This window comes from Lysobacter antibioticus, assembly GCF_001442535.1.
GTDB lineage: Bacteria > Pseudomonadota > Gammaproteobacteria > Xanthomonadales > Xanthomonadaceae > Lysobacter > Lysobacter antibioticus.
This window is the reverse complement of the sequence record NZ_CP013141.1, coordinates 1,182,034-1,193,774: the sequence shown is the minus strand read 5'-3', so window position 1 is coordinate 1,193,774 and position 11,741 is coordinate 1,182,034. Positions and strand designations below refer to the sequence as shown.

Below are 11,741 nucleotides of genomic sequence, written 5' to 3'. Positions count from 1 at the left end.
ACTCGGCGGCAGTCGGACAGACCGGCAGGGGCGGTCGAGCGACAACCGGCATCCGGGCCATCGGCCCGGTCTAGGTCGCGTCGAACCCAACCGCCATCGGACTCATCCGCCGGACGCCCTTTGCTCCGCGGCATGGGGCGGTGCGTCCGCCGTTTTCCAGTTTTCGCACGCTTGCCGACGACCCGTCGCGCAGCCGGTTATTGAGCGGTAATCGGTCTGCAACGCCAGGTGTATATCGAGCGGTTCATGTCCCAACGTCCGGTCGACCGTCGCCAAGCGGCGGCCGGACGAGCTGTTTCCCCCGACCCCCGGATCCGATCCGGTCAGCCATAACCAGAAGTGGAGCTTCGCTCATGAATTCGATTCGATTCTTTCGGTACGCCGTCGTCCTGTCCCTGTTCGCCTGTGCCGGTTGCAACCCGCAGAGCGTGCCCATCGGCGACGAGCTGAAGTCCGAGCTGCTGGCCAGCCATGCCGCCCCGGCGGTCGCTGTCGCGGCCCAGGCTACGGTCGACCAGGTCGTCAGCAAGGCGCATTGAGCGACCCCTTCGTGGCGCGATCCGGCCGTGCCTCGGCACGGCTGGAGCATCGTCATCGTGCCCGGGGCCAGCGTCCAGGCGCGGTTCGGAAGTGGGAGCGGCGCCTTGGCGCCGCCGAAACTGCAGCCGCGCCGAGGCGCGGCTTAGGCGCCAGCCGTGCTCGCTCCGGCTCGTCTTGATACGGCTGGTTTAGGCCGGGCTCGTCTTTAGGCCGGGCTCGTCCAGGTCGGGCTTGAGGGCGCGACCGTCATCGGCCGGACTCTGTGCGATGGCCGCATCGTTCAGCGGCCGGCGACTGCGCACCGGAATCGATCGATGGGTAGGGTCGATGGACATTCATCGATATCGAGCGACGTCGCCGAAGTCCGCATCGCAAGGATGCGGATGCCGTTGCCGAAGATTCGCTCCTCATAACGCACGGTCGCGACGAACTGTCGCGACCGCCGCCGGTTCCGCGCTTGCGCTCAGCTGCGGCAGTCGCCGATCGAGCTGGCCTCGATCGCGGCGAAAGGCTCGAACGCGGGCAGGCTTGCACTGAGCTCTTCCTGCGCGGTACGCAAGTCCGCGAGCCGGTCGCACATGTTCTGCGCGCGCTGTTCGAACACCGCCGCGTCGGCCTCGACTTTCGTGCCGATCGAATCCGGATTGCCGCTCGCCAGGCCGTTCAAGATCGTGCTCACGGTCTTGCCGGCGAAGGCGGCGCCGTCCTTGCCGATGGCGACGCCTTCCTTGCTGATGTTCATGGCGTGGGCGAAATAGCGCTGACTGATCGCCCGCTGCTCCGGGCTGAGGGCGACCGCGTTGCCGTCGAGGCTCAGCGTGCCGTCGGCGCCGATTTCCGCATAGGCGCCGTCCTTGCCGCGCAGGATCACACGATCGTTGGCCCAGCTCATCGGTGCGATCACCGAAACGTTCACGCTGGTATCGGGCGCCTGCGAGCAAGCGCTCGCCGACAGGGCGATCAACATGGCGAAGGGAAGCGAGAGCGAACGTACGGCTTTCATGGCGGGCTTTCCTGAACGGTATAAGGACGGCCTGGACGAGGGGCCGGATCAATCGTCCCGATCAATCGTCTTGCGGCAAGTGAACTCGGCCGGCGACGCCGTTATGGCTAACCGAGCCGCTGCCGATCGAATGCACGCGCAAGTCGCCGCGCACGTCGTTGACTTCGAGGTCGCCCGAGCCGATGCGGCTCAATTCGACCGAGCCGCCGACGTTGCTGAGTTCGACGTCGCCCGAGCCGATCGAGCCGAGCTTGGCGTCGCGGGCGATGCGCTTGGCGGTGAGGTCGCCGGAGCCCAGCGAGATCAGCTGCAGCGAACCGATGTCCTGGAAATCGACGTCGCCGGAGCCGACATCGGCGGTGGCCAGGCCGCGCACGTTGCTGACCTTGATGTCGCCCGAGCCGACGTCGGCGCTGAGCGAGGCGACGCGGTCGACGTCGACATCTCCCGAGCCGACCTTGAGCTGGACCATCATCGTGTCCGGCACGGTCGCCTGCAGTTTCATGTAGCTGTAGCGGTTGAGGCCGAAGTTGATGTTGGAACGGTGCTCGGCGAGGACCACCAGCTTGTCGCCGACCCGCTTCTGGGTCACGGTCATGCCGGGCAGGTCGGCCGCATTGCTGGCGCAGGCGCGGCCGCTGACCGCGGCCTTGGCGCCCGGCGAGCCGGTGACGCTGAGCTCGTCCGGGCCGATGTCGAAGACCACCGCCTTCACCCCGGTCAGGTCGAGCTGCAGATTGCGCGGTGAGGAAAACTCGCAGCGTTCGGCGGCCTGGGCGGAGAACGGCAGCGACAGGGCGAGGGCGAGCAGGGGGATCGTATGGCGCATCGGGCGCTCCGGAGTTGAGGGTCGGTTCGATGGATGCGGCGCGGGCGAGCGGGGTTGCAATTATTTTCGCGGGACGGGTTTTCGTGGCGCCGGTTTTAATGGGGCCGGTTTTAATGGGGCCGGCGTTGCGGCGGAGCTCCGGTCCCGTCCGCGAACGGGACCGGAAGGCCGGCGATCAGCCCTCGTCGCGCCAGCGGCGCAGGCGGATCGCGGCGTAGACCATCAGCGCGCCGAGTACCGCACCGACCCACAAGTCGGCCGTGGCGAAGGCCTGCAGGCTGCTGGTGAAGTCGATGGCGCGGGCGATGTCCTCGGGGCCGTTGATGACACTGTTGGTATCGACGCCGTTGATCTGCGGGCTCAGGTACCAGCTGCCGGGGACGATGCTCAGCAGACCGCGGAACGCCACCGTGTACCAGATCGCGTCGTGCGGGATCTCGATGCCCGGCAGGATGTCGAGCCAGCTGATGAACATGCAGGCCAGCAGCGGGATCACCACCGCCCAGACGAAGGGCACGCTGCGTGCCCACGCCGAGCACAGCATCAGCCAGCCGACCGTCGGCAGGGCCCACAGCGCATACACCGGGATCGAGCACAGGATCTGCAGGACCAGGCGCAGCGGATGCGCTTCGGTGAAGACCCCGCTCGCGCCGGGCACGCCGTTGAGCAGCACCGCGACCCACGACAGCAGCCACATCACCGCGCCGACCGCCAGGCCGATGCCGATCGCCAGCACCGGGGCCAGCACCAGCGCCCACAACAGCTTGGACAGCACCGCCTGGGTGTCGGAGACCGGCAGCGACTTCCAGAACAGGATGCTGCGGTCCTTGCGTTCGTCGTAGATCGAGCCCAGGGCGTAGAAGAACACCACGAACACGAACACCACGCAGGCCAGGCCCATGCCGCTGAGCAGGGCGATATCGCCGGCGAGGCCGAACGCCGACTCGTGGCCGGAGACGTTGATGTTGACTCCGTCCATGTGCACGTCGCCGCGACGGATCGCGCTCTGCAGCATGATCGAGCTGGCGACCACGCCGAACAGCGAGAACACGATGGCGACCAGGCCGGTGATCACCGGGGCCCAGAAGAAGCCGCCGCGGTGTTCCCAGAACTCGCGCCGCAACAGCATCTTGAAGGTCTGCATCGGCGGGATCGCGGCGACCGCGCGCGGTGCGGCGGGGGCGAGGATATCGTCGGCGACGTTCATGCGTAGGTCCCCTTCATGGTGGCGACGAACAGATCGGCCAGGCCGGGCGTACGTACTTCGCCGAAACCGGCCAACTGCTCGGCCGGAACGCCGTCGAACAACATCACGGTCTTGCCGAACGGCAGCGAACGTTCGTCCAGCGGTTTGAGCGCGCGCGCCTGGGCGGCGGAGTCGGTGTTGACCAGCACTTCGATGAAGCGCTCGCCGAGCACTTCCATCGGGCTGTCGAGCACGACCTTGCCGTCGCGGATGAACATCACGTCGGTGAGGATGTGTTCGATTTCCTCGACCTGGTGGGTAGTCACCAGGATGGTCTTGTTCTCGTCGAAGTAATCCTCGAGCAGGCGCTGGTAGAACTGCTTGCGGTAGAGAATGTCCAGGCCGAGGGTCGGTTCGTCGAGCACCAGCAGGCGCGCGTCGATGGCCATCACCAGCGCCAGGTGCAGTTGCACGATCATGCCCTTGGACATTTCGCGCACGCGCAGGTTGGGCTTGAGCTGGGTGCCGTGCAGGAAACGCTCGCACTTGGCCCGGTCGAAGCGCGGATGCACGCCGGCGACGAACTCGATCGCTTCGCGCACCCGCAACCAGCGCGGTAGCACCGCGACGTCGGCGATGAAGCACACGTCGCGCATCAGCGCGTCGCGTTCGTGGCGCGGGTCGCGGCCGAGCACCGACAACTCGCCGTCGAAAGCGATCAGGCCCAGGATGGCCTTGAGCGCGGTGGTCTTGCCGGCGCCGTTGGGGCCGATCAGGCCGACGATGCGGCCGGCCGGGATGTCGAAGGCGGCGTTATCGAGCGCGAGCTTGTTCTTGTAGACCTTGCGCAGGCCGCGCGCGGTGACGATATGACCGGGGTCGATGTGGATGGCATTGGTCATGGGGCGTCTGCCTTGTCGTTGCCGGTGCGCGCACCGAGCAGTTCTTCGTTGCTGAGGCCCAGGCGCTGGATGCGCTCCAGGACCAGCGGCCATTCTTCGCGCAGGAAGCGTTCGCGCTCGTTGACGAGCAGTTTCCTTGCGGCTTCTTCGGTCACGTACATGCCCAGGCCTCGGCGTTTTTCGACCAGCGCCTCGTCCGCCAACTCCTGATAGGCGCGCGAGACGGTGATGGGGTTGAGTTGGTATTCGGCGGCGACCTGCCGCACGGACGGCAGGGCATCGCCTGGCTTGAGGACGCCGTCGAGCATCATCGCGATGACGCGCTCCTTGAGCTGGCGATAGATTGGAGCGCCGTCGCTCCATTGGATTGCGGTCATGGTTCAGCCCCGCGGCAGGAAGGAGAAGTAAGGCATAACGAGGTTCCGTCGGTTACGGCGCGCGGCGGTCCCGGCCTTGCGTTTGGTTTCGGTGCTTGCCGGCTCCGCGGCAACGAGGGGCTCGACCGCGTTGGCGATCGCGGTGAGGTCGGCGACTTCGCTGGCGATGCCGGCGACGAACAGACTGACTTCGGCGGCGCTGGCATCCTGGCCGAGCCGGTCGGCGCTGGCTTCGATGCGGCGCGCGATGGTGGCGACGTCGGTTTGGCGGCTGCGGGCACGCGCCACGAAGTCGCGGTCGAAGCTGATCTGCGCCTTGATCTGGCCCAGCTCGACCTGGATCGGGCGGGTCGCCACCGCGTCGCCGGCCAGCATGGCCAGTTCCGGGGCGGCGGACGCAACCGGCGCGGGGGAGGGGAAGGCGACTACCAGGCCCAGAACCAGGGCGCCGCCGGCGGCCATCAGGGCTGAAATGGAATTGTGGAGCTTGCGGTTCATATCGAACGTCCTGCTCGTTAGTGGGCCGGTGTTGTATGAAACTATAACACCTAAACACGTCGCGTCAATCGATACCGACCCAACTAAAGTCATACTTGGCCCAACCCGTCCGGCGCCGCCGGCTTTCCCCCATCGATCCTCCCGAGGCTGCCCGATGACTTCTTCGCTCCCCCGTTCAGGCCTGGCGCGTTGCGCCGGCCCCGTTGCGCTGCTGTCCTTGGTGCTGGCCGCCGGTGCGGCCGTCGCCGCCGGTGGGTCCATGCTCGACCGCAGCTTCCGCCCGCTGGCCGGCAAGACCGCGGTCAACCTCGGCGCCCGCTACGGCGGCGACGTGGTGTTGGTGGTCAATACCGCCAGCAAGTGCGGCTACACCCCGCAATTCGAAGCCCTGGAAGGCCTGCAGGCCAAGTACAAGGGCAAGGGCTTCGCCGTGCTCGGTTTCCCGTCGGGCGACTTCAAGGCCCAGGAATTCGAGGACGAAAAGCAGATCCAGGAGTTCTGCACCCTGACCTACGGGGTCAAGTTCCCGATGTTCGAGAAGGTGCATGTGATCGGCGAACAGGCGACGCCTCTCTACAAGGACTTGGCCAAGGCCGCCGGCGAAGCGCCGAAGTGGAACTTCCACAAGTATCTGCTCGGCCGCGACGGCCGCCTAATCGCCAGCTACGGCAGCAAGACCACGCCCGACGATCCGGCCGTGGTCGCGGCGATCGAGCGTGCCCTGGCGGTGCCCAGGCCGAAGGCCGCGAAAGCGCCGGCCACCGCCGCCGCGCCGCAGCCGGCAGCGGCACGCTGATCCTCCAGGCCGGGCATCGGCAGCGCTCGGGCGCGGCGTCGCATCGCGCCGGAATGGGGCGCTGCGCGCGCGGATCTGCGCAGGCGATCCGGTTTCCGGCGCTCGCGACTCGCGGCGGGATGGAACTTCCGGGCTTGTCCGCCGTCACACTGGAACATTGCCGCCGTAGCGCCGGCCCGCGACAATGACGGGCTTGCGCCGGACTGCGGCGTATCGATTCGCAAAAAGGAGCGGGACCCGATGAAGGCTTTCGTGCGCGGCGCGGCCGTGTTGATCACCACTGCGGCGCTGTTCAGCGGCGTCGCCTCTGCCCAGGACAAGACCGTGCTCGCCAACGACCGTGAAAAGATCAGCTATGCCATTGGCCTGGATGTGGCCAGTTCGCTCAAGCCGGTCGGTCCCGATCTCGACACCGCCGCTTTCGAGCGCGCGGTCAAGAACGTCTTCGACGGCGGCAAGCCGTTGATCACCCAGGAAGAAGCCCGCACCGTCGATCAGGCCCTGCGCGCGCGCATCGCCTCGCGCGACGGCAAGCCGGTTCCGGGCGCCGCCCCGGGCGCGCCGCCGCCGCCGGTGGCCAAGGACAAGGTCGGTCTGCTGATCGGCACCTTCATGGTCGGCCCGTCGCTGCAGCAGATCAAATCCGAGATCGAGCTGCCGCTGCTGGTGCAGGCGCTGCGCACCTCGCTGAGCGGCGGCAAGCCGCTGCTCGCCGAAGCCGAGGCCCGCACCGTGCTGACCGGTTTCAGCGAACGCCTGCAGGCCAAGATGAAGGCCGAAGCGGCCGCGGCCGGCGACGCCAACCTGAAGAAGGGCAAGGATTTCCTCGAGACCAACAAGAAGGTCAAGGGCGTGTTCGTAACCGGCTCGGGCCTGCAGTACATGGTGCTGCGCCAGGGTTCCGGCGAGCGTCCCAAGCCGACCGACAAGGTCAGCGTGAACTACAAGGGCACCTTGCTCGACGGCAGCACCTTCGACAGTTCCTACGATCGCGGCCAGCCGGCCGAGTTCCCGGTCAACGGCGTGATCCAGGGCTGGCAGGAAGGCCTGGCGATGATGCCGGTCGGCAGCAAGTTCAAGTTCTGGATCCCGGCCGAACTGGCCTACGGTCCGTCGGGCGCGCCGCCGAAGATCGGCCCGAATGCGACCCTCGAGTTCGAAGTCGAGCTGCTCGACATTCTCTGATCGTTCGCCGCCCAGACTCGTTGCGTTCAGCCGCCGGCTGGCAGTTTGTCCAGCCGTCGGCCCGGTTCCCACCCTCGTTTTCGGTTATTTCCTCCTCAGGAGTGCAGTTTGATGAAGCCTTTCATGCGTAACACCGCCCTCGCGTTCGCCGTGGCCTCGATGGCGCTGTTCGCGTCCGGCTGCAACCAGGCCGGCAAGCCGGCCGACGGCAAGGCCGCAGACGCGAAGCCCGGCGACAAGGCCGATGCCAAGAGCGACGTCAAGGCGCTCGGCGGCATGAAGACCGAGAAGGAGCAGGAAAGCTATCTGATCGGCATGGACATGGGCCGCTCGCTCGAGCTGCTCAAGGACGATCTCGACCTGGCCGTGCTGCAGAAGGCCATGCAGGCCAATATGAAGGGCGACAAGCCGCTGCTGAGCGACGATGAAGCGCGCCAGATCCGCGAGCGCCTGCAGGAAAAGGTCCGCACCAAGCAGATCGAGAAAATGGTCGCGATGGCCAAGAAGAACCAGGAAGAAGGCGACAAGTTCCTCGCCGCCAACGGCAAGAAGCCGGGCGTGGTGACCACCGCGTCGGGCCTGCAGTACCAGATGGTGACCGAAGGCAAGGGCGCCAAGCCCAAGAGCAGCGACACCGTGCGCGTGCACTACAAGGGCACGATGCTCGACGGCAAGACCTTCGACAGCTCCTACGATCGCAAGGAACCGGCGGTGTTCCCGCTCGGCGCGGTGGTCCCGGGCTGGCAGGAAGGCATCGCGCTGATGCCGGTCGGCAGCAAGTTCAAGCTGTGGATCCCGAGCAAGCTCGGCTACGGCGAGCAGGGCACCCCGGGCGGCCCGATCGGCCCGAATGCGACCCTGGTGTTCGACGTCGAACTGCTCGACATCGTCAAGCCCGGCGCGGGCGGTCCTGCCGGCGGCCCGGAATCGGCCGCGATGGGCGGCACGCACCCGCAGCACTGAGTCTTGCGACGCTCCGTGCCCGCGCGTGCGGGCACGGAGTCCGGCCGCAGGGCCGGGCAATACCTTCGATAGAGAACTACCCATGCGCGTCACCATCTTCGGCACCGGCTATGTGGGTCTGGTCACCGGAACCTGCCTGGCCGATGTCGGTCACGACGTGGTCTGCGTCGATATCGACCAGGCCAAGATCGAAGGCCTCGAGCGCGGGGTGATCCCGATCTACGAGCCCGGCCTGGAGCCGATGGTCAAGGCCAACCACGCCGCCGGCCGTCTCCACTTCACCACCGACGCCGCCGCTGCGATCGCTCATGGCGACCTGATCTTCATCGCCGTGGGCACGCCACCCGACGAGGACGGCAGCGCCGACCTCAAGTACGTGCTCGCCGTGGCGACGACCATCGGCCGCCATATCGAGCGCCAGGTGGTGGTGGTCAACAAGTCGACCGTGCCGGTCGGCACCGCCGACAAGGTCCATGCGACGATCGTCCGCGAATTGCAGGCGCGCGGCGTCGACGTGGCCTTCGATGTGGCCTCCAACCCCGAATTCCTCAAGGAAGGCGATGCGGTCAACGACTGCATGCGTCCCGACCGCATCGTGATCGGCGCGTCCAGCCCGGTCGCGCTGGAAAAACTCAAGCGCCTGTACGCGCCGTTCAACCGCAATCACGAACGCATCGTCTACATGGACCTGCGCTCGGCCGAACTGACCAAGTACGCCGCCAATGCGATGCTGGCGACCAAGATCAGTTTCATGAACGAAATGGCCAACATCGCCGAGAAAGTCGGCGCCGACATCGAAATGGTCCGCCACGGCATCGGTTCGGACCCGCGCATCGGCTGGCACTTCATCTACCCGGGCGCCGGCTACGGCGGCTCGTGCTTCCCGAAGGACGTGCAGGCGCTGGCCCGCACCGCCCAGCAGCACGGCTACCAGGCACGCCTGCTCGACGCGGTGGAAGCGGTCAACGACAGCCAGAAGGGGCATTTGTTCGAGCTGATCCAGCGCCACTACGGCGGCGACATCGCCGGCAAGACCTTCGCGGTCTGGGGCCTGGCGTTCAAGCCGAACACCGACGACATGCGCGAGGCCTCGAGCCGCACGCTGCTGAACCAGTTGTGGGACGCCGGCGCGCGCGTGCGCGCCTACGATCCGGAAGCCAACGAGGAAGCCGAGCGCATCTTCGGCGAGCGCGAGGACCTGGCGCTGTGCGATTCGGCGCGCGCCGCGCTGGCCGATGCCGACGCCCTGGTCGTGGTGACCGAGTGGAAGCAGTTCCGCAGTCCGGATTTCGTGCGGGTGCGCCAGGCCTTGGCCGACGGCGTGATCTTCGACGGGCGCAACCTGTACCATCCCGACGAGGTCGAGGCGGCCGACCTGGCCTATTACGGCATCGGGCGCGGGCGCTCGATCCTGATCGACGGCGATTGAGCCGTCGGCACGCATGGATTACCGCCTGTGACTTCCGAACTCGAGCAACGCCTGATCGACCTGGAAACGCGCGTAGCGTTCCAGGAGCATGCGCTCAATGAACTCAGCGACGCACTCGCCGCGGCACGCAGCGAGGAAGCGCGCAATTCGCTGCTCATGTACCGCGCGCTCGATGAAATCAAGCAATTGCGCAGTGCCATGGCGGCCACGCCGCTCACCGGCGGCGATGCCGCCGGCGAACCACCCCCGCCGCATTACTGATACCGGATCATGAGCGACACTCTTCGCGATCAACTGTTGGGCCTTGGCTTCAAGCCGGCTCCCAAACCCGAACGTCCGGAACGCTCCGAACGCAGCGGCGACCCCAAGCGCGGCGGCAAGCCGGGCGAGCGTCCCGGCGCCGCGCGTCACGATGCGCGCAAGCCCGGCGAGCGCGGTGCACGACCGCACGGCGAACGGCCCGGTGCCGGTAAGCCCGGTGCCGACAGACCCGGCTCCGAGCGCCCCAACGCCAACCGGCCGCAGGGCCAGCGTCCCGGCGCCGGCAAGCCCGGCCAGGGCCGCCCTGGTGCCAATCAGGGCTCAGGCCGGCCGGGGCAGGGCAAGCCGCGCACGCGCGAAGACATCGATCTGGCCAAGGCTTATGCGATCCGCGCCCAGCGCGAGAAAGACGAACGTATCGCCGCCGAGCAAGCCAAGCAGGAAGAGGCGCGCCTGCGCCGCGAAGCCCGCGCCAAGCTCGCCGAAGCGCTCAAGGACCAGGCACTCAATGCGCCCGATGCCGAGATCGCCCGTCACTTCCCTTATGGCGGCAAGATCAAGCGCGTCTACGTCACCGAAGCGCAGCTTAAGCAGCTCAACGCCGGCGAACTCGGCGTGGTCCAGCTCGAAGGCCGTTATGTGTTGGTGACCGCGGCGATGCTGGAGCAGGCCGAGGCGATCTTCGCGCCGGCGGTGGCGCTGAAGGTCGATCCGAATGCGCCGGCCGAGGACGATCCTTACGCCGATCCGTTGTACCAGGTGCCGGACGATCTGGTCTGGTGATCGTGGGCGGCGCGTCTTGCGCCGCCGGGGTCTGTCCATTTCGTTGTGTTGCGTAGGCTCGGCTCTCTGTGGATTCCTGTAGGAGCGACGTGAGTCGCGACCACGGGACACGCAGAAACAACAACGCCGATGTTGTTCATCGAAAGCGGCGCGCGATCGCGAGGGTAGGAGCGGCGCGAGCCGCGACCGCGCTGTGTTGGGTTTGCGGCGCACCTATCAAGCAAGACCAGAATCAAACGCCAAGAGCTTCCGCCACTAAAGCGGCGGGTTACTTTCTTTTGTCTAAAGCAACAAAAGTCCGTCTGGATTCCCTTCGGTCAAAGGTAACCAAAGAAGTTGCTTTCTTTTGAATCACAGGCCCGCACGTTCGATGCCGACGCGGGGATTTTTCATACGGGACATCCCTGTCCCGATGAAAAACGGCCTGCATCCATGCAGGCCGCCCTCCGGGCCTTCTTTAGCCTTCGCGCGTGCGAGACGGCGCACAGCAACGACAAGATCTTTGCGGCAACGGCAACGGCAACGGCAACGGGGCTTTGGCTTCGGGGTAGGAGCGGCGCGAGCCGCGACCGCGCCGTGCCGGGTTTGCGGCGCTTCTGTCAAGCAAGATCAAGATCAAACGCTCAAAGCTTCCGCCACTAAAGCGGCGGGTAACTTTCTTTTGTCCAAAGCAACAAAAGAAAGTCACCAAAGAAAAATGCTTTTCCTTGACGAAGCTCCCCTGCGAGTACGCAGCTCGCGCCGGAATTTTCCGATAAGACGTCCCTGTCTTATCGGAAAACGCCGCACGTCCTGTGCGGCGCCCTACGGGTCTCCACTTGACCGGAAAAGCAGCAAAGCAGATCAAAATCTCGGCAACGGCAACGGCAACGGCAACGGCAACGGCAACGGCAACGGCAACGCCGTCGCTCTTGGGTAGGAGCGGCGCGAGCCGCGACCGCGAATCTCGGCTGACGAAAATTTCTCGAAGCCATTTCGATCCAAGGCCC

The 11,741-nt window shown here is 66.3% G+C and carries 13 protein-coding genes; 7 read left to right on the top strand and 6 right to left on the bottom strand.

Annotated features, from left to right (window positions below):
• Positions 1–353: 353 nt before the first annotated feature.
• Positions 354–539 carry a hypothetical protein gene (locus GLA29479_RS05015; protein WP_057970966.1) on the top strand — a complete coding sequence of 62 codons (186 nt, stop codon included), beginning with the start codon at positions 354–356 and terminating at the stop codon, positions 537–539.
• 464 nt (positions 540–1,003) lie between these two features.
• On the opposite strand, the gene GLA29479_RS05010 is transcribed toward GLA29479_RS05015, so the two are convergent.
• The 6 genes from GLA29479_RS05010 to GLA29479_RS04985 form a co-directional block, all read right to left on the bottom strand.
• Positions 1,004–1,543, bottom strand: coding sequence for a YggN family protein (locus tag GLA29479_RS05010; protein ID WP_144436360.1), 540 nt, complete (start codon positions 1,541–1,543; stop codon positions 1,004–1,006).
• Positions 1,544–1,604: 61 nt separating this feature from the next.
• Entirely contained in the window at positions 1,605–2,372 is a 768-nt protein-coding gene (locus tag GLA29479_RS05005; protein ID WP_057917884.1) for a DUF4097 family beta strand repeat-containing protein, read from the bottom strand.
• Positions 2,373–2,547: 175 nt separating this feature from the next.
• Positions 2,548–3,579, bottom strand: a complete 1,032-nt coding sequence (locus GLA29479_RS05000; protein ID WP_237051777.1) for an ABC transporter permease — start codon at positions 3,577–3,579, stop codon at positions 2,548–2,550.
• A complete protein-coding gene (locus GLA29479_RS04995; protein WP_031372977.1) occupies positions 3,576–4,460 on the bottom strand; it encodes an ABC transporter ATP-binding protein in 885 nt (294 codons plus the stop codon). The genes GLA29479_RS05000 and GLA29479_RS04995 overlap by 4 nt, the downstream gene beginning before the upstream one ends.
• The gene (locus tag GLA29479_RS04990) at positions 4,457–4,837 is read right to left on the bottom strand and encodes a GntR family transcriptional regulator (protein WP_057917886.1); all 381 of its coding nucleotides are present in this window, start codon (positions 4,835–4,837) and stop codon (positions 4,457–4,459) included. Before GLA29479_RS04990 ends, GLA29479_RS04995 begins: the two co-directional genes overlap by 4 nt.
• Before the next feature lie 3 nt (positions 4,838–4,840).
• Positions 4,841–5,335, bottom strand: a complete 495-nt coding sequence (locus GLA29479_RS04985; protein WP_031372975.1) for a hypothetical protein — start codon at positions 5,333–5,335, stop codon at positions 4,841–4,843.
• A gap of 154 nt (positions 5,336–5,489) precedes the next feature.
• On the opposite strand from GLA29479_RS04985, the gene GLA29479_RS04980 reads away from it, so the two are divergent.
• The 6 genes from GLA29479_RS04980 to GLA29479_RS04955 all read left to right on the top strand — a co-directional run bounded on the left by GLA29479_RS04980 (position 5,490) and on the right by GLA29479_RS04955 (position 10,752).
• Entirely contained in the window at positions 5,490–6,131 is a 642-nt protein-coding gene (locus tag GLA29479_RS04980; RefSeq protein WP_057917887.1) for a glutathione peroxidase, read from the top strand.
• Between the two features lie 240 nt (positions 6,132–6,371).
• Positions 6,372–7,316, top strand: coding sequence for an FKBP-type peptidyl-prolyl cis-trans isomerase (locus GLA29479_RS04975; protein WP_057917888.1), 945 nt, complete (start codon positions 6,372–6,374; stop codon positions 7,314–7,316).
• A 123-nt stretch (positions 7,317–7,439) separates the two neighbouring features.
• Entirely contained in the window at positions 7,440–8,279 is an 840-nt protein-coding gene (locus GLA29479_RS04970) for an FKBP-type peptidyl-prolyl cis-trans isomerase (protein ID WP_144436359.1), read from the top strand.
• Positions 8,280–8,361: 82 nt separating this feature from the next.
• Positions 8,362–9,708, top strand: coding sequence for a UDP-glucose dehydrogenase family protein (locus GLA29479_RS04965; protein WP_057970963.1), 1,347 nt, complete (start codon positions 8,362–8,364; stop codon positions 9,706–9,708).
• Positions 9,709–9,735: 27 nt separating this feature from the next.
• Positions 9,736–9,969, top strand: a complete 234-nt coding sequence (locus GLA29479_RS04960) for a SlyX family protein (RefSeq protein WP_031372970.1) — start codon at positions 9,736–9,738, stop codon at positions 9,967–9,969.
• Between the two features lie 9 nt (positions 9,970–9,978).
• A complete protein-coding gene (locus tag GLA29479_RS04955; RefSeq protein WP_057970962.1) occupies positions 9,979–10,752 on the top strand; it encodes a DUF2058 domain-containing protein in 774 nt (257 codons plus the stop codon).
• The last annotated feature ends 989 nt before the right edge of the window (positions 10,753–11,741 follow it).

Coding starts and splice junctions, on each gene's coding strand:
- GLA29479_RS05015 (WP_057970966.1), top strand. CDS start 354: ATGAATTCGATTCGATTCTTTCGGTACGCCGTCGTCCTGTCCCTGTTC.
- GLA29479_RS05010 (WP_144436360.1), bottom strand. CDS start 1,543: ATGAAAGCCGTACGTTCGCTCTCGCTTCCCTTCGCCATGTTGATCGCC.
- GLA29479_RS05005 (WP_057917884.1), bottom strand. CDS start 2,372: ATGCGCCATACGATCCCCCTGCTCGCCCTCGCCCTGTCGCTGCCGTTC.
- GLA29479_RS05000 (WP_237051777.1), bottom strand. CDS start 3,579: ATGAACGTCGCCGACGATATCCTCGCCCCCGCCGCACCGCGCGCGGTC.
- GLA29479_RS04995 (WP_031372977.1), bottom strand. CDS start 4,460: ATGACCAATGCCATCCACATCGACCCCGGTCATATCGTCACCGCGCGC.
- GLA29479_RS04990 (WP_057917886.1), bottom strand. CDS start 4,837: ATGACCGCAATCCAATGGAGCGACGGCGCTCCAATCTATCGCCAGCTC.
- GLA29479_RS04985 (WP_031372975.1), bottom strand. CDS start 5,335: ATGAACCGCAAGCTCCACAATTCCATTTCAGCCCTGATGGCCGCCGGC.
- GLA29479_RS04980 (WP_057917887.1), top strand. CDS start 5,490: ATGACTTCTTCGCTCCCCCGTTCAGGCCTGGCGCGTTGCGCCGGCCCC.
- GLA29479_RS04975 (WP_057917888.1), top strand. CDS start 6,372: ATGAAGGCTTTCGTGCGCGGCGCGGCCGTGTTGATCACCACTGCGGCG.
- GLA29479_RS04970 (WP_144436359.1), top strand. CDS start 7,440: ATGCGTAACACCGCCCTCGCGTTCGCCGTGGCCTCGATGGCGCTGTTC.
- GLA29479_RS04965 (WP_057970963.1), top strand. CDS start 8,362: ATGCGCGTCACCATCTTCGGCACCGGCTATGTGGGTCTGGTCACCGGA.
- GLA29479_RS04955 (WP_057970962.1), top strand. CDS start 9,979: ATGAGCGACACTCTTCGCGATCAACTGTTGGGCCTTGGCTTCAAGCCG.